The organism is Streptomyces sp. NPDC026377 (assembly GCF_055567715.1).
Window position 1 is genome coordinate 44,726 of record NZ_JBVHPV010000009.1, and the last position, 21,863, is coordinate 66,588.

At 72.0% G+C, this 21,863-nt stretch carries 18 protein-coding genes; 7 read left to right on the forward strand and 11 right to left on the reverse strand.

Annotation, left to right across the window (positions count from 1 at the left end; genetic code table 11):
* Positions 1–5 precede the first annotated feature (5 nt).
* From ACZ4MU_RS19850 to pssA, 6 genes are all read left to right on the forward strand, one after another.
* On the forward strand, positions 6–2,018 hold the full coding sequence (locus ACZ4MU_RS19850; RefSeq protein ID WP_467878085.1) for a protein meaA: 2,013 nt from the start codon (positions 6–8) through the stop codon (positions 2,016–2,018).
* Positions 2,015–2,974, forward strand: coding sequence for an HpcH/HpaI aldolase/citrate lyase family protein (locus tag ACZ4MU_RS19855; protein WP_344081573.1), 960 nt, complete (start codon positions 2,015–2,017; stop codon positions 2,972–2,974). The genes ACZ4MU_RS19850 and ACZ4MU_RS19855 overlap by 4 nt, the downstream gene beginning before the upstream one ends.
* Positions 2,975–2,978: 4 nt before the next feature.
* Positions 2,979–3,491, forward strand: coding sequence for a MaoC family dehydratase (locus ACZ4MU_RS19860; RefSeq protein ID WP_467878088.1), 513 nt, complete (start codon positions 2,979–2,981; stop codon positions 3,489–3,491).
* Between the two features lie 2 nt (positions 3,492–3,493).
* Entirely contained in the window at positions 3,494–4,699 is a 1,206-nt protein-coding gene (locus tag ACZ4MU_RS19865; RefSeq protein ID WP_188272373.1) for an acyl-CoA dehydrogenase family protein, read from the forward strand.
* A gap of 185 nt (positions 4,700–4,884) precedes the next feature.
* On the forward strand, positions 4,885–5,541 hold the full coding sequence (locus tag ACZ4MU_RS19870) for a phosphatidylserine decarboxylase (RefSeq protein WP_467878091.1): 657 nt from the start codon (positions 4,885–4,887) through the stop codon (positions 5,539–5,541).
* Positions 5,528–6,379, forward strand: coding sequence for a CDP-diacylglycerol--serine O-phosphatidyltransferase (pssA, locus tag ACZ4MU_RS19875; RefSeq protein ID WP_467878093.1), 852 nt, complete (start codon positions 5,528–5,530; stop codon positions 6,377–6,379). The genes ACZ4MU_RS19870 and pssA overlap by 14 nt, the downstream gene beginning before the upstream one ends.
* Before the next feature lie 471 nt (positions 6,380–6,850).
* Here the strand turns inward: pssA and ACZ4MU_RS19880 are convergent, their stop codons facing one another.
* The 7 genes from ACZ4MU_RS19880 to ACZ4MU_RS19910 all read right to left on the reverse strand — a co-directional run bounded on the left by ACZ4MU_RS19880 (position 6,851) and on the right by ACZ4MU_RS19910 (position 15,965).
* On the reverse strand, positions 6,851–8,005 hold the full coding sequence (locus tag ACZ4MU_RS19880) for a glycerate kinase (protein ID WP_467878095.1): 1,155 nt from the start codon (positions 8,003–8,005) through the stop codon (positions 6,851–6,853).
* A gap of 355 nt (positions 8,006–8,360) precedes the next feature.
* Positions 8,361–8,858 (reverse strand): methylated-DNA--[protein]-cysteine S-methyltransferase, encoded by a 498-nt coding sequence (locus ACZ4MU_RS19885; protein ID WP_467878097.1) that lies wholly within the window; start codon positions 8,856–8,858, stop codon positions 8,361–8,363.
* A gap of 11 nt (positions 8,859–8,869) precedes the next feature.
* The gene (locus ACZ4MU_RS19890) at positions 8,870–10,339 is read right to left on the reverse strand and encodes an AlkA N-terminal domain-containing protein (RefSeq protein ID WP_467878652.1); all 1,470 of its coding nucleotides are present in this window, start codon (positions 10,337–10,339) and stop codon (positions 8,870–8,872) included.
* 810 nt (positions 10,340–11,149) lie between these two features.
* Entirely contained in the window at positions 11,150–11,680 is a 531-nt protein-coding gene (locus ACZ4MU_RS19895; protein WP_467878099.1) for an O-acetyl-ADP-ribose deacetylase, read from the reverse strand.
* The gene (locus tag ACZ4MU_RS19900; RefSeq protein ID WP_467878101.1) at positions 11,677–13,101 is read right to left on the reverse strand and encodes a phytoene desaturase family protein; all 1,425 of its coding nucleotides are present in this window, start codon (positions 13,099–13,101) and stop codon (positions 11,677–11,679) included. Before ACZ4MU_RS19900 ends, ACZ4MU_RS19895 begins: the two co-directional genes overlap by 4 nt.
* 141 nt (positions 13,102–13,242) lie before the next feature.
* Complete coding sequence (locus ACZ4MU_RS19905; RefSeq protein ID WP_467878103.1) at positions 13,243–14,079, reverse strand: inositol monophosphatase family protein; 837 nt, start codon at positions 14,077–14,079, stop codon at positions 13,243–13,245.
* Between the two features lie 89 nt (positions 14,080–14,168).
* Positions 14,169–15,965 carry a gamma-glutamyltransferase family protein gene (locus tag ACZ4MU_RS19910; RefSeq protein ID WP_467878106.1) on the reverse strand — a complete coding sequence of 599 codons (1,797 nt, stop codon included), beginning with the start codon at positions 15,963–15,965 and terminating at the stop codon, positions 14,169–14,171.
* Between the two features lie 84 nt (positions 15,966–16,049).
* On the opposite strand from ACZ4MU_RS19910, the gene ACZ4MU_RS19915 reads away from it, so the two are divergent.
* Positions 16,050–17,105, forward strand: a complete 1,056-nt coding sequence (locus ACZ4MU_RS19915) for a lipoate--protein ligase family protein (RefSeq protein ID WP_467878108.1) — start codon at positions 16,050–16,052, stop codon at positions 17,103–17,105.
* Between the two features lie 94 nt (positions 17,106–17,199).
* On the opposite strand, the gene ACZ4MU_RS19920 is transcribed toward ACZ4MU_RS19915, so the two are convergent.
* The 4 genes from ACZ4MU_RS19920 to ACZ4MU_RS19935 form a co-directional block, all read right to left on the reverse strand.
* Entirely contained in the window at positions 17,200–18,198 is a 999-nt protein-coding gene (locus ACZ4MU_RS19920) for a TIGR03842 family LLM class F420-dependent oxidoreductase (protein ID WP_467878110.1), read from the reverse strand.
* Between the two features lie 19 nt (positions 18,199–18,217).
* Positions 18,218–19,621 carry a dihydropyrimidinase gene (gene hydA / locus ACZ4MU_RS19925; protein ID WP_467878112.1) on the reverse strand — a complete coding sequence of 468 codons (1,404 nt, stop codon included), beginning with the start codon at positions 19,619–19,621 and terminating at the stop codon, positions 18,218–18,220.
* A gap of 106 nt (positions 19,622–19,727) precedes the next feature.
* Positions 19,728–21,008, reverse strand: coding sequence for an aspartate aminotransferase family protein (locus ACZ4MU_RS19930; protein WP_467878115.1), 1,281 nt, complete (start codon positions 21,006–21,008; stop codon positions 19,728–19,730).
* Positions 21,005–21,847: a nitrilase-related carbon-nitrogen hydrolase gene (locus ACZ4MU_RS19935; RefSeq protein WP_467878117.1), complete on the reverse strand. Its 843-nt coding sequence runs from the start codon at positions 21,845–21,847 to the stop codon at positions 21,005–21,007. The genes ACZ4MU_RS19930 and ACZ4MU_RS19935 overlap by 4 nt, the downstream gene beginning before the upstream one ends.
* Positions 21,848–21,863 lie beyond the last annotated feature (16 nt).

A 21,863-nucleotide genomic window follows, 5' to 3' on the forward strand; every position in this document is an offset into this window, starting at 1 on the left:
GACACATGACTGAGCGTCACAAGGACCGGCCCTGGCTCATGCGGACGTACGCCGGTCACTCGACCGCCGAGGCGTCCAACGAGCTCTACCGGCGCAACCTCGCCAAGGGTCAGACCGGTCTGTCGGTCGCCTTCGACCTTCCGACGCAGACCGGCTACGACCCGGACCACATCCTCGCCCGCGGCGAGGTGGGCCGGGTCGGGGTCCCGGTGTCCCATCTCGGTGACATGCGGCGGCTGTTCCAGGACATCCCCCTGGAGCAGATGAACACCTCGATGACCATCAACGCCACGGCGATGTGGCTGCTGGCCATGTACCAGGTGGTCGCCGAGGAGCAGGGCGCCGATGTCACCCGGCTGCAGGGCACGACGCAGAACGACATCGTGAAGGAGTACCTGTCGCGCGGGACGCACGTCTTCCCGCCCGGTCCGTCGCTGCGGCTGACCACCGACATGATCACCTACACGGTCAACCACATCCCCAAGTGGAACCCGATCAACATCTGCAGCTACCACCTCCAGGAGGCGGGGGCCACCCCGGTTCAGGAGATCAGCTACGCGATGTCGACGGCGATCGCCGTGCTCGACGCGGTGTTCGCCTCCGGTCAGGTGCCCGAGGACCGCAGGGGTGAGGTGGTGGCCCGGATCTCGTTCTTCGTGAACGCGGGCGTCCGCTTCGTCGAGGAGATGTGCAAGATGCGGGCGTTCGGCCGCATCTGGGACAAGGTCACGCGGGAGCGGTACGGCATCGAGGACGCCAAGCAGCGCCGCTTCCGCTACGGCGTCCAGGTCAACTCCCTCGGGCTGACCGAGGCGCAGCCGGAGAACAACGTCCAGCGGATCGTCCTGGAGATGCTGGCCGTGACGCTGTCGAAGGACGCCCGGGCCCGGGCCGTCCAGCTCCCCGCCTGGAACGAGGCGCTCGGTCTGCCGCGCCCCTGGGACCAGCAGTGGTCGCTCCGTATCCAGCAGGTCCTCGCGCACGAGAGCGACCTGCTGGAGTACGAGGACATCTTCGCCGGGTCGCACGTCATCGAGGCCAAGGTCGGCTCGCTGGTCGAGGAGTGCCTGGCGGAGATCGAGCGCATCCAGCAGATGGGCGGCGCGATGGCGGCCGTCGAGTCCGGCTACCTGAAGTCGCAGCTGGTCTCCTCGCACGCCGAGCGCCGGGCCCGGATCGAGGCCGGCGACGAGAAGATCATCGGCGTCAACTGCTACGAGTCGACCGAGCCGAGCCCGCTCACCTCCGACCTGGACACCGCGATCATGACGGTGGACCCGGCGAACGAGGCGCGGGTGGTCGCGGCGCTCCACGAGTGGCGCGACAACCGGGACGAGGCCCGGGCCTCGGAGGCGCTGGCGGCCCTGAAGAAGGCCGCCGCCGGGTCGGAGAACCTGATGACCGCGACCCTGGAGTGCGTCCGCGCGGGCGTCACCACGGGCGAGTGGTCCTGGGCGCTGCGGGACGTCTTCGGCGAGTTCCGGGCGCCGACCGGCGTCTCCTCGGCGCCCGTCGCCGTCACCGCCGAGGCGGGCACGCCGCTGGCACTGGTGCGCGAGAAGGTGACCCGTACGGCCGACGAGCTCGGCTCGGGCCGGCTGCGCCTGCTGGTGGGCAAGCCGGGCCTGGACGGTCACTCCAACGGAGCCGAGCAGATCGCCGTACGCGCGCGTGACGCCGGCTTCGAGGTGGTCTACCAGGGGATCCGGCTCACCCCCGAGCAGATCGTCGACGCCGCCCTGGCGGAGGATGTGCACTGCGTGGGCCTGTCGATCCTCTCCGGCTCGCACTCCGAGCTGGTCCCGGACGTGCTGGCCCGGCTGCGCGAGGCCGGCGCGCCCGACATCCCGGTGATCGTCGGTGGGATCATCCCGCCGGCGGACGCCGAGGAGCTGTGCACGGCGGGTGTGGCCGCCGTGTTCACCCCGAAGGACTTCGGTATCACGGAGATCATCGGCCGTATCGTCGACGAGATCCGGAAAGCGAACAAGCTCGACCCTCTGGAGGTCCCCGCATGACCGTCAACCGTCTCCGCCCGCGCCGTTCGTGCCTCGCCGTCCCCGGCTCGAACCCGCGCTTCCTGGAGAAGGCGCAGGGCCTCCCCGCCGACCAGGTCTTCCTGGACCTGGAGGACGCCTGTGCGCCGCTCGCCAAGCCGGAGGCCCGGCACACCATCGTGAAGTTCCTGAACGAGGGTGACTGGACCGGCAAGACCCGGGTGGTCCGGGTGAACGACTGGACGACCGAGTGGACGTACCGCGACGTCGTCACCGTCGTCGAGGGCGCGGGGCACAACCTCGACTGCATCATGCTGCCGAAGGTCCAGGACGCCCAGCAGATCGTGGCGCTCGACCTGCTGCTCACGCAGATCGAGAAGACGATGGGCTTCGAGGTCGGCAAGATCGGCATCGAGGCTCAGATCGAGAACGCCCAGGGCCTCAACAACGTCAACGCCATCGCCCAGGCCTCCCAGCGGGTCGAGACGATCATCTTCGGCCCGGCCGACTTCATGGCCTCCATCAACATGAAGTCGCTGGTCGTGGGCGAGCAGCCGCCCGGGTACCCGGCGGACGCGTACCACTTCATCCTGATGAAGATCCTGATGGCGGCGCGGGCCAACAACCTCCAGGCGATCGACGGCCCCTACCTCCAGATCAAGAACATCGACGGCTACAAGGCGGTCGCCCAGCGCGCCGCCGCCCTCGGCTTCGACGGCAAGTGGGTGCTGCACCCCGGCCAGGTCGAGGCGGCCAACGAGGTCTTCTCGCCCTCCCAGGAGGACTACGACCACGCCGAGCTCATCCTCGACGCGTACGAGTACTTCACCTCCGAGGCCGGCGGCAAGAAGGGCTCGGCGATGCTCGGCGACGAGATGATCGACGAGGCCAGCCGCAAGATGGCGCTGGTCATCTCGGGCAAGGGCCGGGCGGCCGGTATGCAGCGCACGTCGAAGTTCGAGATCCCGGAGGCGTAACCCCATGCAGTTCGGCCGCACCTACGAAGAGTTCACCGTCGGGGACGTGTACAAGCACTGGCCCGGCAAGACGGTGACCGAGTACGACGATCATCTGTTCTGTCTGCTCACCATGAACCACCACCCGCTCCACATGGACGCCAACTACGCCGAGAACACCACCGACTTCGGCAAGAACGTGGTGGTGGGCAACTACATCTACTCGCTGCTGCTCGGCATGAGCGTCCCGGACGTGTCCGGGAAGGCCATCGCCAACCTGGAGATCGAGTCGCTGCGGCACGTGGCGCCGACCTTCCACGGCGACACGATCTACGGCGAGACGACGGTCCTCGACAAGACGCCCTCGAAGTCCAAGTCGGACCGCGGGATCGTTTACGTGGAGACCAAGGGCTACAAGCAGGACGGCACCCTCGTCTGCGTGTTCCGCCGCAAGGTGATGGTCCCCACCGAGACGTACATCAAGGAGCGCGGCGGCGAGCAGCCCGGCCGCCCCCAGCTCAAGTCGCAGGAGAAGTAACCATGGCCCGTCTCGCGCAGACCGCCGGTCTGACCGACGTCCAGCAGGAAATCCTGGCCACCGTCCGGGACTTCGTCGACAAGGAGATCATTCCGGTCGCGACCCAGCTGGAGCACAAGGACGAGTACCCCACGCAGATCGTCGAGGGCCTCAAGGAGCTCGGCCTGTTCGGGCTGATGATCCCCGAGGAGTACGGCGGCCTGGGCGAGTCGCTCCTGACGTACGCCCTGTGCGTCGAGGAGATAGCGCGTGGCTGGATGTCGGTCTCCGGCATCATCAACACGCACTTCATCGTGGCGTACATGCTCAAGCAGCACGGCACCCAGGAGCAGAAGGACACCTTCCTGCCCCGGATGGCGCTCGGCGAGGTGCGCGGCGCGTTCTCGATGTCCGAGCCCGCGCTCGGCTCGGATGTGTCGGCGATCACGTCCAAGGGCGTCAGGGACGGCGACGAGTACGTCCTGAACGGCCAGAAGATGTGGCTCACCAACGGCGGAACGTCGTCGCTGGTGGCCGTTCTGTGCCGAAGTGACGAAGGACACCCCGAGGGCACCGCGCCCCACAAGTCGATGACGACCTTCCTGGTGGAGAAGGAGCCCGGCTTCGGTGAGGTCCGTCCGGGCCTCACCATCCCCGGCAAGATCGACAAGATGGGTTACAAGGGCGTCGACACGACCGAACTCATCATGGACGGACTGCGCATTCCGGCCAATCGCGTCCTCGGTGGGGTCACCGGCCGAGGGTTTTACCAAATGATGGACGGCGTCGAGGTGGGCCGTGTGAACGTCGCGGCGCGTGGCTGCGGCGTCGCTCAGCGTGCCTTTGAGCTGGGTGTCTCGTATGCCCAGCAACGTCACACTTTCGGCAAGGCGATCGCCCAGCACCAGGCGATTCAGTTCAAGCTGGCGGAGATGGCTACCAAGGTGGAGGCCGCTCATGCCATGATGGTCAACGCGGCACGCAAAAAGGACTCCGGGGAACGAAACGACCTGGAAGCAGGGATGGCGAAGTACCTCGCCTCCGAATACTGCAAGGAGGTCGTGGAGGACGCCTTCCGTATCCACGGTGGTTACGGCTTCTCCAAGGAGTACGAGATCGAGCGCCTGTACCGCGAGGCGCCGATGCTGCTCATCGGTGAAGGTACCGCCGAGATCCAAAAAATGATCATTGGACGTCGGCTTCTCGAAGAGTACCGATTCCAGGGTTGATTGTCGCTTTTAGGTCGGTTCGGCCGCGAAGAAGATCACACCCTGTAGGCACCGCCCGAGGGCTTCCGGCCGACCGACTGGGCTTGTGGCTTTCCCAGTTGCGGCTCGCAACCGATAGCATCGCTGGTAAACCAGCCGCCGTCCCCCACTTGCCAGCGCGGCATCATCCGCTACGAAGGTCATCCATGCCCCACAGCCAAACCTCTGCATCTCGCGACGGTTTCCTCCAGGGACGTCTTGCTCGCGGAGCATCGCCGTGGCTTCTGCCGACCGTCGCCACCGCAGCCCTCAGCCTCGCCCGCGCGCGCCGCTCCGGCGCCGCCAAGGCCGTGGCCGTACCCGCCACCGCGCTCGCGGCGGGCATGCTGTGGTTCTTCCGCGACCCCGAGCGCGAGATCGCATCCGGGCGGGTCATCTCCCCCGCCGACGGTGTGGTGCAGAGCATCATGCCGTGGAAGGACGGACGCACCCGCGTCGCGATCTTCATGAGCCCGCTGAACGTCCACGTCAACCGCGCGCCCCTGGCGGGCACGGTGACGTCCGTCGAGCACGTGCCCGGCGGGTTCGTTCCGGCGTTCAACAAGGAGAGCGAGAACAACGAGCGCGTTGTCTGGCACTTCGACACCGAGCTCGGTGACATCGAGATGGTGCAGATCGCGGGTGCTGTGGCGCGGCGGATCGTCCCTTACATCCCCCAGGGCACCAAGGTGGCGCAGGGCGAGCGCATCGGTCTCATCCGGTTCGGCTCCCGCGTCGACATCTACCTTCCGGAGGGGGTCGAGGTCGCTGTCGAGGTCGGCCAGAAGACCACTGCGGGGGTGACTCGAATTGACCGTGATTGATCCTGACACCCAGACCGACTGGGTGCCGGGCACGGACGCCGGCGACGACGCGGAGGAGATGCCTCTCTCCCTGCGGCTGTCGATAGCGGACACCCTCACGCTCGGCAACGCGACCTGCGGGTTCATGGCGGTGTACTTCACCACCACCGGAATCCTCATCCCGCACCTGTCGGGCAGCGCCGAGACCGGCATGGCGCGGCACTCCGCCGCGACCGCCGTGATCCTGATGCTGCTCGCGGCGATCTTCGACCTCTGCGACGGCCTGGTCGCGCGGAAGCTGCGGAGCTCGCCGATGGGCGCCGAGCTGGACAACCTCTCGGACCTGATCAGCTTCGGGCTCGCACCGGCGTACTTCGTCCTGGTGTACGGCATGGTCGCCGACGACGCCCACCAGCGCGTCGCGGCCGTGGCGGCGATCACCGTGCTGCTGGCGGTGGTGCTCAGACTCGCGCGGTTCTCGTGCGTGACGATGAAGGACGGCATGTTCCAGGGCATGCCGAGCCCCTTCGGCGCGCTGACCGTCGTCTCGATCGTGCTGCTGGAGCTGCCGTTCGTGCCGACGCTGCTCGCCGTCATAGGGGTGGCGTGGCTGATGGTCAGCCGGGTGGAGTACCCCAAGCCGCGGGGGATCCTCGCGGTGGCGATGCTCAGCTGGATCGTGGGGGCGATGGGGCTGCTGGCGGCGTGGGCGTTCGACGCGCCGGGCGGTCAGCTGCTGCTCCAGACGGGCTGCGCGCTGCAGGTCGTGCTGGGCGCGGTGATTCCGCTGTTCGCCACGGCCCGCCGGGTGAACTCGATCCGCGACAACCGCCGCGAGGCGCGGGCGGCGCAGCCGTAGCGCCTGGCGGCGCGGTGCGAGGGCCCTGGACCGATTTTCCGGTCCGGGGCCCTTTGTCGTGCCGGTCTTCGTCCGCGGGCCGGTGGTGGGCCGGTCGCGCAGTTCCCCGCGCCCCTGATCCCTTCGCCTGCGGCCCGTGGAGGGCTGAGCGCGCGGTTCCCCGCGCCCCCTGGGGACCCGGCCGCAGCCGGAGAAGTCGGCTCGGCCACGGTCTGCCAGGGGCGCGGGGAACTGCGCGACCGGCCACGACGGACCCGCAGCCGTACGAACGCACCTCCGCCGCAGCAGGCCATGCAGGGCTGCGCCCACAGCCCCCGGCACCCCCAGCTGCCCAGGGGCGCGGGGAACTGCGCGAGCGACCCACCACGGGCCGCGGAAGGACGAACACCCCTCTTCGACAGCAGACCGTACGTGGCTGAGCGCGCGATTCCCCGCGCCCCCGGGCAACCCGGCGCACCCGGCCGCGGACGGTCAGGTCAGGAAGTCCCTGGCCAGGCGCTCCGCGCTGCGTTCCAGCAGCGGCCCCGCCTCCGCCATGCACCGCGCCGGGTCCGGCTCCAGGTCCGTCAGGGCGTACGCGCGGCGGATACCGGCCCTGCCGAGGGCCTCCGGGGGCAGGGCAAGACGGCCGCAGACCGCGACGACCTCCACGCCCGCCGCCCGGGCCGCCGCCGCCACCCCCGCCGGCGCCTTGCCGTGCAGGGTCTGCTCGTCCAGCGAACCCTCACCCGTGATCACCAGCGTGGCCCGGTCGAGGGCCGGGGCGAAGCCCAGGACGTCGAGCATGACCTCGATGCCCGGCCGGAACGTGGCCCCCAGGGCCACCAGCGCCCCGTAGCCGATGCCGCCCGCGGCCCCCGCGCCCGGGGCGAGCGCCGCCTCGGCCGCGCGGGCGCCCAGGGACGCCTCCAGGACCTCGGCGAAGTGGCCGAGCGCCGCGTCCAGCGTCGCCACGTCCTCGGACGTGGCGCCCTTCTGCGGGCCGTACACCGCGGGCGCGCCCTTGGGCCCGGTCAGCGGGTTGTCCACATCGCTGGCCAGGACCAGGTCGACCGAGGCGAAACGGGGGTCGAGGTCCGAGAGGTCGGCCGTCGCCAGCGTCGCCAGCGGGCCGCCGCCGGGCGCCACGGGCTCGCCCGCCGCGTCAAGGAAACGCGCGCCGAGCGCCGCGAGCATGCCCGCCCCGCCGTCCGTGGTGGCGCTGCCGCCCACCCCGAACACGATGGTGCGCGCTCCCGCGTCCAGCGCGGCCAGCAGCAGCTCGCCCGAGCCGTATGTGGTGGCGGTCAGCGGGGCGAAGACGCCCTCGGGGAGGTGCTGGAGGCCGGACGCCTCCGCCATCTCCACCACGGCCACCCCGTCCCGTACCGCGAAGGCCGCGGTGACCGGGGTACCCAGCGGGCCGGTGACCCGGACCTCGCGGCGGGCGAACCCGGCCGCCACCGCAGCCGCGACCGTGCCGTCGCCGCCGTCGGCGACCGGCAGGGTCTCCACCTCCAGATCGGGGACGACCCGCCGCAGCCCGGCCGTCACCCGCTCCGCGACCTGTACGGCCGTGAGCGAGCCCTTGAACTTGTCCGCCGCCACCAGCACGCGCGCGGTCTCCAAAACTGCTCCGTCCGTCACCTTGCTAATCCCTTGCTATCGAACAGGCAGTCGCGCCGCTGCCGACCCTATCCGCCGCGCGCACGCCTGCCCATAGGCGTCACGCACGGCGGGACGGCGTGCCGCCCCACGAAACCTCCATATGGCGCGCCATAGCGGGCCGCCATCGGCACGGATCGATCGATCAATTTCCGACCCCGGCGGCCCGCCTCGCGGCCCCGGCGACCCGGCCCCCGATCTCACCGTCGGGGCGCGGGTCAGAGTCGAACTCGCGCCCGTCGGCGTGCCCCCGACGGCTCCGGACGACGATCTGCCGGGCGGGTCGGCCGGGGGGGGACGCCCGTCGGACGCGGCCGGCGGGCTCCGCCGGTGGCCCTCAGAACAGGGCGTCCTCGGGTGCCCCCTTCTCGAAGGCGAGCAGTCGCTGCTTGCGGTCGAGGCCGCCGCCGTACCCCGTCAGGCCGCCGCCGGAGCCGATCACGCGGTGGCAGGGGACAATGATGCCCACCGGGTTCCTGCCGTTGGCCAGGCCCACGGCGCGGGAGGCGCCGGGTCTGCCGAGTGCCCGGGCGAGTTGGCCGTAACTGCGCGTCTCGCCGTACGGGATGCGGCGCAGCTCGTCCCACACCGCGCGCTGGAAGTCGGTGCCGCGCAGGTCGAGCTCCAGGTCGAACGCGGTGAGTTCGCCCGCGAAGTACGCGTCGAGCTGGCGGACGACCTCGGGGAAGGGGCCGCCGTCGTCGGGCTCGCCGAAGGTCTCCTGGGCCGGGCGGTGACGCTGGTTCTCCATGTAGAGGCGGCTGAGGACGCCGTCCTCGGCGACGAGGGTGAGCGGCCCGTAGGGGCTGTCGGTGACGGTGTGGGTGGTGGTCATCGTGGACGTCCTCATACGGGGAGGTGGTTGATGGGGTGGTCGTCGGTTGCCCAGAGGTACTGGACGGCGTAGGCCCGCCAGGGGCGCCAGGCGGCGGCGCTCGCGGTGAGCGCGGCGGGCGAGGACGGCAGGCCGAGCGAGCGGGCCGCGCGGCGCACGCCGAGGTCGGAGGGGAGGAAGGCGTCCGGGTCTCCGAGCGCCCGCATCGCGATCACCTCGACGGTCCAGGGGCCGAACCCCGGCAGCTTGAGGAGCTGGGCCCGGGCCCGGTCCCAGTCGGTGTCGACACCCAGCGCGAGACTGCCGTCGGCCAGGCCCGCCACCAGCGTGGTCAGGGTGGTGCGGCGGCTGCGCGGCAGGGCGAGGGACTCCGGGTCGAGACCGGCCAGCGCCCGCGGGGACGGGAACAGATGGCTGAGCCCGCCCGCCGGGTCCTCCACTGGCTCGCCGTGCGCGGCCACCAGGCGGGCCGCGTGGGTGCGGGCGGCGGCGGTGGAGACCTGCTGGCCGAGCACGGCCCGTACGGCGAACTCCGCCACGTCGACGGTACGCGGCACCCGGCGTCCGGGAGCCTTGTCGACCAGCGGGGCGAGCAGCGGATCGGAGCGCAGCCGGTCGTCGACGGCGACCGGATCGGCGTCCAGGTCGAGCATCCAGCGGCAGCGGCTGATGGCGATGGTGAGGTCGCGCAGATCGGTGAGCGAGAGCAGACAGCCGATGTGGTCGGGGCCGGGGGTGAGTTCGACGATGCCGTGCCCGTACGGGAGGGACAGCGTGCGGCGGTACGCGCCGGCCCGCCACTCCTCCACGCCCGGGACCGCCGTCGCCGCCAGGTGTCCGAAGAGGTTGTCCGGGTTGAGGGGGGCGCGGTACGGAAGCCGCAGGGCGATCGAGCCGGGGGCCTGGCGGGCGGTGCCGCGCGCGGCGCGGGCGCGCAGCTCGGTGGGGGCGAGCGCGAAGACCTCGCGGACGGTGTCGTTGAAGGTGCGCACCGAGGCGAAGCCCGCCGCGAAGGCGACGTCGGCCATCGGCAGGCCGGTGGTCTCGATGAGGATCCGGGCGGTCTGGGCCCGCTGGGCGCGGGCCAGGGCGAGCGGCCCGGCGCCGAGCTCGGCGCGCAGCTGGCGCTCGATCTGGCGGGCGCTGTACCCGAGCCGCGCGGCGAGCCCGGAGACGCCCTCCCGGTCGACGACGCCGTCCCGGATCAGCCGCATGGCCCGGGCGACGGAGTCGGCCCGGACGTTCCACTCCGGGGACCCGGGGGTGGTGTCCGGCCGGCACCGCTTGCAGGCCCGGAACCCGGCCTGCTGGCAGGCGGCGGCGCTCGGATAGAAGGTCATGTTCTCGACCTTCGGCGGCACGACGGGGCAGCTGGGGCGGCAGTAGATACGAGTGGTGAGGACGGCGGTGAAGAACCACCCGTCGAACCGGGCGTCCTTCGACTGAACGGCCCGCACGCAGCGCTCGGCATCGGTGTACATGGCGGCGGTTGCCGCCGGGGCGGCGGGGGCGGGGGCGGGATTCATGCCTCAAGCATCGGGGAGGTGGGGGTGCGGTGCTGGCAGGAATCCGACATGGACCTGGGGGTTCGCCGGTGGGCCGGTGGGCCGGTGACGAGCCGGCCGCGCGGTCCCCTGCGGGGCGCTTCGCTGGGGTGTGGTTGTTTGTCTGCGGGCCCGGTGGGGGCTGGGCGCGCAGTTCCCCGCGCCCCTGAGGGGGACGGGCCTGACGGCGAGGTTCCCGCTGCGGCCGGGCGCGGTCTCGCCACGCGGGTCCCCGTGGGCGCTCCGCCGAGACGTGGTTGTTTGTCTGCGGGCCCGGTGGGAGCTGGTCGCGCAGTTCCCCGCGCCCCTCAGGGGGACAGGCCTGACGGCGAGACTCGTCTCCGGGCCGGTCATGAGCCGGTCGCGCAGTTCCCCGCGCCCCTGAGGGGGACGGGGCCGCTGTACGTCCTGTCCTGCCGGGCGCGGGGACCCAGGCCGCTCCACGGCCCAACAGCCACGTCCCCACGAGCCAATCATCCCGGCCCACCCCAACCCCCCAAGGGGCGCGGGGAACTGCGCGAGCAACCCCCACCGGCCCGCAGACAAACAGCCAAGCCCCCACGAACCCAACCAACCCCGAACCACCCCAACCCCCAAGGGGCGCGGGGAACTGCGCGACCAGCCCCCACCGGCCCGCACCCGAAAGCCACCCCACCCCACCCCCAGCGAAGCGCCCCGCGGGGACGGGGAACGGCGCGAGCAACCCCCGCTAACCCGCAGACAGACAACCTCACCCCCCGCGGAGCGCTACCCCGCGAACGCCCCATACGCCGCCTCGTCGAACAACACGAACCGCACCTCCTCCACGGCCCCGGCCTCCCCCGCCGCCACCACCTCGCGGACCGTCCGCAGCGCCACCCGTGCCGCGTCCTCCAGCGGCCACCGGTACACCCCCGTGGAGATCGCCGGGAACGCCACGGTCCGGGCGCCCAACTCCCCGGCCAGTCTCAGCGATTCGCGGTAGCAGGAGGCCAGCAGCTCGGAGCGGTCCTCGTCCCGCTGCCACACCGGCCCCACCGTGTGGATCACCCACCGGGCGTCTAGCCGTCCCGCCGTCGTGGCCACGGCCCGCCCGGTCGGCAGGCCCTTGCCGTACTGGGAGGCCCGCAGCCGTCGGCAAGCGGCGAGGATCTCCGGGCCGCCCCGCCGGTGGATGGCCCCGTCCACCCCTCCCCCGCCCAGGAGCGACGAGTTCGCCGCGTTCACGATCGCGTCCACGCTCTGCTCGGTGATGTCCCCCCGGACCAGCACGATCGACACGGCGCCCGAACCCGTCACTTCGCGTCCGCCTTACGCAGCGCCCGCCACACGGCCTTCGCCGCGTTGTGCCCGGACATCCCGTGGACGCCCGGCCCGGGCGGCGTGGCGGAGGAGCACAGGAACACCGACGGGTGCCGGGTCGCGTACGGGAACAGCGACAGCGTGGGCCGCAGCAGCAGTTGCAGCCCCCGCGCCGCCCCGCAGGCGATGTCGCCGCCCACGTAGTTGGCGTTGTGCGCCGCGAGCTGCGGCGGCCCGGCCGTGGCCCGCGCCAGCACCCGGTCGCGGAAGCCCGGCGCGAACCGTTCGATCTGCCGCTCGACGGCGTCCGTGAGGTCGCCGTCCCACCCGTTCGGCACGTGTCCGTACGCCCAGAACACATGCTTGCCCCCGGGGGCCCGCGACGGGTCGACGAGGCTGGGCTGGGCGGTGATGAGGAACGGCGTCCGGGGCGCGGTGCCCCCGGACGCCTCGCTCAGCGCGGCGCCGATCTCCCGGCTGGACGGCCCGATCTGCACGGTCCCGGCCCGGCGCGGCTCCGCCGCGGTCCACGGCACGGGCCCGTCGAGCGCGTAATCGATCTTGAAGACCCCGGCGCCGTACCGGTACCCCTCGTACGCCCGCCCCAGCCCCGCGATCCGGGCGAGCGCCGTGGGCGAGGTGTCGAAGACGTACGCGCGCGCGGGCGGCAGGTCGTCGAGGCGCTTGACCTCGAAGCCGGTGTGGACCGAGCCGCCCAGGTCACGCAGGTACGCGGCGAGCGCGTCCGAGATCGACTGCGAGCCGCCGCGCGGCAGCGGCCAGCCGTTCTCGTGCGCGGCGAGCGCGAAGACCAGGCCGACGGCCGAGGTCGCCAGCCCGTTCAGCGGGGCGATGACATGGCCGACGAGCCCGGCCAGCAGCGCGCGCGCCCGGTCGTCCCGGAAGCGGCGCATCGTCCACGCGTACGGCGGGAGGCCGTCGAGGCCGAAGCGGGCCAGGCCGATCGGGTCGCGGGGCAGGGCGGTCAGCGGCAGCGACATGAAGTCGCGCACCAGGACGTCCCACTTGCCGAGGTAGGGCGCCACGAGGCGGCGGTACGTGCCCGCGTCGCGCGGCCCGAACGAGGCGGCGGTCTCGGAGACCGAGCGGGCGAGCACGGCCGCGGTGCCGTCGTCGAAGGGGTGCGCCATGGGCAGTTCGGGGTGGAGCCACTCCAGCCCGTACCGGTCGAGCGGCATGCCGCGGAAAGCCGGGGAGCCGATGCCCAGCGGGTGCACGGCGGAACACGGGTCGTGGCGGAAGCCGGGGAGGGTGAGCTCCTCGGTCCTGGCACCGCCCCCGACGGTGTCCTTGGCCTCGAAGACCTCGACGGACAGGCCGCGCCTGGCCAGTTCGACCGCGGCGGTCAGTCCATTGGGCCCCGCCCCCACGACGACGGCATCGAGCATCGACGGCACCTTGGACTCCTCACGCCCTTGTGGCCAGGACACCCAGCATATTCCGGACCGGCGGCGGTCCGGTCCGGGGCGGGGCGGGTGCGGTGGCGGCCGGGACGGCGGCCCCGGGCGGCGGCGGTGTCCGGGGGACCGGGCGCCCGGTCATTCCCCCGCCAGCAGCCTCCGCACCCGCTCGGCCGTCGCCGCGTCCCGGGCGGCCGTGAACGGCAGTGCGTTGCCCCCGGTGATCCGGTACGGCTGCCCCGTCAGGGTGGTGTGCGCGCCGCCCGCCTCGGCCACCAGGAGCAGACCCGCCGCGTGGTCCCAGGCGAGCTCCCAGGAGAACGCGATGGCGTCCAGCTCGCCGCGCGCGACAGCCAAATATTCGAGCCCGGCCGAGCCGCAGGGGCGGGGGCGGACGCCGTCGGTGCGCAGGGCCAGGAGCGCGTGCTTCTGGTCCGGCGTCGTGTAGTCCGGGTGGGAGGTGGCGATGTCGATCACCGCGCCGGGGGCGGGCGCCCCGGACCGTATCGCCTCGCCGTTGACGGTGGCGCCCCGGCCGCGGACCGCGACCGCCATGAGGTCGAGCGCCGCCGCGTACGTCCACGAGGCCAGCACCTCGCCCCGGTGCGCGAGCGCCACCAGGGTGCAGAAGCCCTCCTCGCCGCGCACGAACTGGCGGGTCCCGTCCACGGGGTCGACGATCCACACCGGCGCGTCGCCGCCCAGCGCGTCGTACGACGACGGGTCGGCCGCGACGGCCTCCTCGCCGACGACGACCGATCCGGGCAGCAGCGCGGGCAGGGCCTCGGTGAGGAACTCCTCGGCGCGCCGGTCGGCGACCGTCACCAGGTCGTGCGGACCGCTCTTCTCCAGGACCTCGTGCGCGGCGAGCTGACGGAAGCGCGGCATGATCTCGACGGCCGCCGCCTTGCGGACCGCCTCCTCGACGTCGGACGACCGTTCTTCCAGAAACTCTGCGAGCAACCCTTCGATCATGCGTCCAGCAAAACACGCCCCACTGACAACCGGCGAACACGGCCCCGGCTCCGGGCGTCATCGAGGTGAAGCCGCCGGATCGCGCCGGGTCACCGCCCCACCGCGTACCCCTGCATCCCGCGCGGGTTCGCGGCGGCGGACAGGACGGCGCTCTCCGGGTCGCGGGCGACCGCGCACAGCCGCCCCTCCGACCAGGCACCGCCGACCGTGACCCGGTGCCCGCGCCGCCGCAGCCCCGCCACCACGTCCCCGGGAAAACGCGCCTCGACCGTGACGCTGCCGGGCCGGGTGGCCCGGGGGTGGAAGGAGCTCGGGAAGGCGTCGTTGTGCCAGTTCGGCGCGTCGATCGCGCTCTGGAGGCCGGGGCCGCCGCGCTCGGCGGCGCCTAGGGCGACGGCGAGGAAGAAGTGCAGCTGCCACTGGTCCTGCTGGTCCCCGCCGGGCGTGCCGAACGCCAGCACCGGTACGCCGTCGCGCAGCGCCAGGGTGGGCGACAGCGTCGTACGGGGGCGGCGCCGGGGCGTCAGGGTGTTCGGCAGCCCCTCCTCCAGCCAGGCCATCTGCAGCCGGGTGCCGAGCGGGAAGCCGAGTTCGGGGACGACCGGGTTGGACTGGAGCCAGCCGCCGCTGGGCGTCGCGGCGACCATGTTCCCCCAGCGGTCGACCACGTCCAGGTGGCAGGTGTCGCCCCGGGTGGCGCCGTCCGGGCCCACGGTGGGCTCGCCCGAGCCCACCGCGCGGGTCGCGGGCTCCCGCGCGCGCAGAGCCTCGCGGGCGATCCGGGGCGGGCGTCCGCCGGGGCTGCCGGGCCGCAGTTCGTACGAGGCCCTCGCGCCGACGAGCGCGCGCCGGGCCGCGTTGTAGTCGTCCGAGAGCAGTTCGGCCAACGCCACCTCGTCCGCGTCCCCGTACCAGGCCTCCCGGTCGGCCATGGCGAGCTTGCACCCCTCGACGAGGAGGTGGAGGTACTCGGCGGACCCGTACGGCGGCAACTCCTCCGGCAGCAGCGCCAGTTGCTGGAGGAAGACCGGGCCCTGGCTCCAGGCACCCGGCTTGCAGAGGGTCCAGCCGTTCCAGTCGTACGTCACCGGGTCCTCGTACGTCGCGGACCATCCGGCGAGGTCGGCCGCCGTCAGCGTGGCGGTGTGGCGTTCGCCGCTGGTGTCCAGGGTGGGGCGCCGGGCCTGCGCGACCAGCGCCCGGGCGACGAACCCCTCGCGCCAGATCCGCCGGGCGGTCTCTATCCGGCGCACGCGCGCGTCCCCGGTCGCGGACGCGCGCGTGGGGGCCGACTCCGCCAGGAGACGGCGCCAGGTGCGGGCGAGGGCCGGGTTGTACAGCAGCCGCCCGGGGCGCGGGGAGCACCCGCCCGGCAGATAGACCTCGGCCGAGGACGGCCACTCGTTCTCGAAGAGCGCGCGCACGCTCTCCACGCTCTGCCCGATCCGCTCCACGGGCGGGTGGCCGTCCTCCGCGTAGCCGATGGCGTACTTCAGTACGTCGGGAAGCGTTCTGGTGCCGTGGTCGCGCAACAGGAGCATCCAGGCGTCGAAGGCGCCGGGCACGGCGGCGGCCAGCGGCCCGGTGCCGGGCACCAGGTCCAGGCCGAGCGCGCGGTAGTGGGCGGCGGTGGCCCCGGCGGGCGCGGTCCCCTGGCCGCAGAGCACGCGTACCGGGCCGCCGGCGGGCGCGAGCAGGATCGGCACCTCGCCCGCCGGGCCGTTGAGGTGCGGCTCGACGACCTGGAGGACGAAGCCCGCGGCCACGGCGGCGTCGAAGGCGTTCCCGCCGTCCTCCAGGACCGCCATGGCGCACTGGGAGGCCAGCCAGTGGGTGGAGGACACCATGCCGAAGGTGCCCTGGAGGGTGGGCCGGGTGGTGAACACCCTCGCAGGTTAGAGGGGCCCGCGCCGGAATGTCAGAGGCCGCCCGTAACGTTGATCCCGCTCGGAACGGATGGAGGAGCAGCGGTGCACGGTGAGTACAAGGTCCCCGGCGGCAAGCTCGTGGTGGTGGACCTGGACGTGGCGGACGGGGTCCTGCGCGGTGTGCGGGTCGCGGGCGACTTCTTCCTGGAGCCGGACGAGGCGATCGAGGCCATCAACGGCGCGCTGGAGGGTGCTCCGGCCGACACGGACGCCGCCGGGCTCGCGGCCCGGATCGACGCGGCGCTGCCCCCGGGCACGACGATGTACGGCCTGACGTCGGAGGGCGTCGGTGTCGCGGTCCGCCGCGCGCTGGCGCACGCGACGGACTGGACGGACTACGACTGGCAGCTGATCCACGACGGCCCGCAGTCCCCCGCCCTGCACATGGCGCTCGACGAGGTGATCACCGCCGAGGTCGCGGCCGGCCGCCGCCCGCCGACGCTGCGCGTGTGGGAGTGGGGCGCCCCCGCCGTCGTCATCGGCAGCTTCCAGTCGCTGCGCAACGAGGTCGACCCCGGAGGGGCCGAGCGTCACGGGATCACGGTGGTGCGCCGGGTCTCCGGCGGCGGTGCGATGTTCATCGAGCCGGGCAACACGATCACGTACTCGCTCTCGGTCCCCGACGCCCTGGTCTCCGGCCTCTCCTTCGCCGACTCGTACGCCTACCTGGACGACTGGGTCCTCGGCGCGCTCGGCGACATGGGGGTGAAGGCCTGGTACCAGCCCCTCAACGACATCGCCACGGACGCCGGCAAGATCGCGGGCGCCGCGCAGAAGCGGGTGGTCGCGGACGGCGGCGCGGTCCTGCACCACGTGACGATGGCGTACGACATCGACGCCGACAAGATGCTCGACGTGCTGCGCATCGGCCGCGAGAAGCTCTCGGACAAGGGCACCAAGAGCGCGAAGAAGCGCGTCAACCCGCTGCGCCGCCAGACGGGCCTGCCCCGCGAGGCGGTCATCGAGCGGATGGTCGCCTCGTTCCGGGGGCGGTACGGACTGGCCGAGGGCAGCGTCACGGACGAGGAGATGTCCCGCGCCCGCGAGCTGGCGCACACGAAGTTCTCCAGCGAGGAGTGGACGGCGCGGGTGCCCTAGGAGGCACTCCTGGCGTCACGCCCGGCCGGCCGTTCTCGGCCCCGCACGGACCAGTCGCGCCCCGGGCCCTCGGCGGCCGGGGCGCCCCGGCCGCTCAGCCCAGCGCCGGGATCACCCGCTCCCCGTACGCGTCGATGACCGTCTCCCGGGCGTCGTGCATCGCGTAGACGGCGAACTGGTCGACGCCCAGCTCCCTCAGCGCCTTCAGCTTCTCGATGTGTGCCTCCACGGGGCCCAGGAGGCAGAAGCGGTCGACGATCTCGTCCGGGACGAACGCGGTGTCCGGGTTGTCGGTGCGGCCGTGGTGGCTGTAGTCGTAGCCCCGGCGCGCCTTGATGTAGTCGGTGAGCGCGTCCGGCACCAGGCCGGAGTGCTCGCCGTAGCGTTCCACCAGGTCCGCCACGTGGTTGCCGACCATGCCGCCGAACCAGCGGCACTGCTCGCGGGCGTGGGCGAGGTCGTCGCCGACGTACGCCGGGGCGGCCACGCAGATGGTCACGGCCGCGGGGTCGCGCCCGGCCTCCACGGCAGCCGTGCGGACCGCCTTGACCATCCACTCCGTCAGGAACGGGTCCGCGAGCTGGAGGATGAAGCCGTCGGCCTTCTGCCCGGCCAGCGCCAGCGCCTTCGGCCCGTACGCCGCCATCCAGACGGGCAGCCGGCCGTCCCTGACCCAGGGCAGCTTCAGCGGCTGCCCGTCGACCTCGGCCTCCCGGCCCTCGGCGAGGTCGCGGATGACGTCGATGGCCTCGCCCAGGCGCGCCAGGGTGTTGGGCTTGCGTCCGGCGACGCGCATCGCGGAGTCGCCGCGGCCGATGCCGCAGACGGTGCGGTTGCCGTACATCTCGTTGAGGGTGGCGAAGGTGGAGGCGGTGACCTCCCAGGTCCTGGTGCCCGGGTTGGTGACCATCGGGCCGACGCGCAACTGCCGCGTGTGCTCCAGGATGCGGCTGTAGATGACGAAGGGCTCCTGCCAGAGCACCGCCGAGTCGAAGGTCCAGCCGTAGCGGAAGCCGTTGCGTTCGGCGCGGCGCATCAGGCCGACGACGGTCGAGGCGGGCGGGTCGGTCTGCAGGACGAGTCCGAAGTCCATGGGGTGCTGCTCCAGGTGACTAGCCGAGGTACTGGGTGGTGGCCCGCGGGGTGTAGACGCCGTGTCCGGCGCGTCCGGTGAACCGGCGCTCGTGCAGGACGAGTTCGCCGCGCGAGAGGACCGTCTCGACGCGGCCGGTGATCCGGCGCCCCTCGTACGCCGAGTAGTCCACGTTCATGTGGTGGGTCTCGGCGGAGAGGGTCTGCTCGGCGTGCGGGTCGTAGATCACCACGTCGGCGTCGGCGCCCGGCGCGATGGTGCCCTTCTTCGGGTAGAGCCCGAACATCCGCGCGGGACTGGCGCAGGCGATCTCGATCCAGCGTCGGCGGGAGAGGTGGCCGTCGAGCACGGCCTGGTGGAGCAGGTCCATCCGGTTCTCCACGCCCGGCAGCCCGTTGGGAATCTTGGAGAAGTCGCCGCGGCCGAGCTCCTTCTGCCCCACGAAGCAGAACGGGCAATGGTCGGTGGAGACCACCTGGAGGTCGTTGGTGCGCAGCCCCCGCCAGAGCGCGGCCTGGTGCTCCCTGGGCCGCAGTGGCGTCGAGCAGACGTACTTGGCGCCCTCGAAGCCGGGCTCGGCCAGGTTGTCGGTGGACAGGAACAGGTACTGCGGACAGGTCTCGCCGAAGACCGGAAGTCCCTTGTCCCGGGCGGCGGCCAGCTCCGCGACCGCCTCCTCGGCCGACACGTGCACCACGTACAGCGGCGCCCCGGCGACCCGGGCCAGCTGGATGGCGCGGTGGGTGGCCTCGGCTTCGAGCAGGGCGCGGCGCACCTCGCCGTGGTAGCGCGGGTCGGTGCGTCCGGCGGCGAGCGCCTGCTCGACGAGGACGTCGATGGCGATGCCGTTCTCGGCGTGCATCATGATCAGCCCGCCGTTGGAGGCGGAGCGCTGCATCGCGCGCAGGATCTGGCCGTCGTCGCTGTAGAAGACGCCCGGGTACGCCATGAACAGCTTGAAGGAGGTGATGCCCTCCTCCACCAGGAGGTCCATCTCCTTGAGCGAGTGCTCGTTCACATCGGAGAGGATCATGTGGAAGGCGTAGTCGATGGCGCACTGGCCGTCGGCCTTGGCGTACCAGGCGTCCAGGCCCTCGCGCAGGGCTCGGCCCGGCGACTGCACGGCGAAGTCCACGATGGTGGTGGTGCCGCCCCAGGCAGCGGCCCGGGTCCCGGTCTCGAAGGTGTCGGAGGCGAAGGTCCCGCCGAAGGGGAGCTCCATATGGGTGTGGGCGTCGACGCCGCCGGGGATGACGTACTTGTCCGTCGCGTCGATCGTCCGCTCGGCGCTCCAGCTCTGTGCCGCGCTGGAGCCGTGGGCGGCCAGGGCGGCGATGCGGCCGTCCTCGATGAGGACGTCGGCGTGGATCTCGTCGGCGGCGGTGATCACCAGGCCGCCGCGGATCAGTGTGCGGGTACTCATGGGTGGTCCCTTGTTCTTCGTCCGCGGGCCGTCGTGGGCTGGGTGCGCAGTCCCCGCGCCCCTGGGCAGTCGGGGCCGAGACATCTCGTACGGGCCGGCGCTATCGCTATGCCCTTCGCAGCGCCTGTTCCAGGATCGCCGCGCCCTCTTCCGCCTCCGCGACCGTCAGGGACAGCGGTGGGGCCAGGCGCAGCACGCTGGTGCTGTGGCCGCCGCCCTTGCCGATGAGCAGGCCACCCTCGCGGGCCGCTTCCAGGACGGCCGCCGCGGCCTCCGGGTGGGCCTCGTCGGTGCCCGGCCTGACCAGCTCGATGCCCGCCATCAGGCCCCGGCCGCGCACCTCGCGGACGAGGGGGAGCTGGGCGGCGACGGCCCGCAGCCGCTCGATGAGCAGACCGCCGACGCGGCGCGCGTTGCCCTGGAGGTCGTGTTCGAGCAGATACGACAGGTTGGCGAGGCCGGCCGCCATGGTGACCGGGGAGCCGCCGAAGGTCGAGATGGAGTTGGCGTCCAGGCAGTTCATGATCCGGGCGCTCGCGACCACCCCGCCGATCGACATGCCGTTGCCGATGCCCTTGGCGAAGGTGAGGATGTCCGGCGGGCCGTTCTGGGCGTGTGCCTGCCAGCCCCAGAAGTGCTCGCCCGTACGGCCCCAGCCGGTCTGCACCTCGTCGCTGATCCACAGGATGCCGTGCCGGTCGAGGACCTCACGGAAAGCGGCGTAGAGCCCGTCGGGGGGCGAGGTGAAGCCGCCGACGCCCTGGATCGGCTCGGCGATGAGGGCCGCCACGTCGCGCGTGTGGCCGAGGAGGTCTTCGAGGTCGGCCACGCAGGCGTTGATGAACTGACGGTCACTCAACTCGGCGTAGGGACCCCGGGTGCGCACCCCGCCGTGCACGTACAGCGTCTGCAGGGGCGACAGGCTCGTCGGTGACCAGGAGTGATTGCCGGTGATGCCGACCGCGCTGAACGAGCGGCCGTGGTAGCTGTTGCGCATCGCCAGGATCTGGTTGGAGCCTCGGTGGGCGGTGGCGAGCAGCAGGGCCGTGTCGTTCGCCTCGGTGCCGGAGGTGGTGAAGAAGACCCGGGCGTCCGGGATGCCGGAGAGCTGGGCGATCCGCTCGGCGAGCTCGACCATCGGGCGGTTGAGGTAGAGCGTGGAGGAGTGGATGATCCGCCCGGCCTGCTCGGAGACGGCCTTGGTGACCTCGGGCAGGGCGTGCGCGGTCATCGTGGTGAGGATGCCGCCGAAGAAGTCGAGGTAGCGGTTGCCCGCGGAGTCCCAGACGTACCGGCCCTCGCCGTGGGTGAGCTCGACCGGGTGCCGGTAGTAGAGCGCGAGCCACTCGGGCATGACCGCGCGGTGGCGGTCGAAGAGCGAGGTCACGGCTTCACCAGCCCTTCGTAGGCGTCGGGCCGGCGGTCGCGGTAGAACGCCCACTGCCGGCGCACGTCGTCGATGAGGCCGAAGTCGAGGTCGCGGACGAGGAGTTCCTCCTCCTTGTCGCTCGCGGTCTCCCCGACGAACTGGCCGCGCGGATCCACGAAGTAGCTGGTGCCGTAGAAGTCGTTGTCGCCGTACTCCTCGCGGCCGACCCGGTTGATCGCGGCGACGAAGTACTCGTTGGCGACGGCCGACGCGGGCTGTTCGAGCTGCCACAGATGGGCAGAGAGTCCGCGCGAGGTGGCGGAGGGGTTGTAGACGAGCTGGGCGCCGTTGAGGCCCAACTGCCGCCATCCTTCCGGGAAGTGGCGGTCGTAGCAGATGTAGACGCCGACCTTGCCCACGGCGGTGTCGAAGACCGGCCATCCCAGGTTGCCCGGTTTGAAGTAGTACTTCTCCCAGAACCCCTTCACCTGGGGAATGTGGTGCTTGCGGTACTTGCCGAGGTAGCTGCCGTCGGCGTCGATCACGGCCGCGGTGTTGTAGTAGAAACCGGAGTCCTCGATCTCGAAGACCGGGACGACGATCACCATCCCGGTCTCCCGGGCGAGCTCCCGCATCCGCTGGACGGTCGGCCCGTCCGGCACCTGCTCGGCCCACCGGTAGTGCTCGGGCTCCTGCACCTGGCAGAAGTACGGGGCGTTGAAGACCTCCTGGAAACCGATGATCTTCGCACCCCGCCGGGCGGCCTCGCGGGCGTGTTCCTCATGTTTGGCGATCATGGATTCGGTATCGCCGGTCCAACTGGCCTGGACCAGTGCGGCGCGGACAACAGTGGCCATGAGCTGCTCCTTAGAC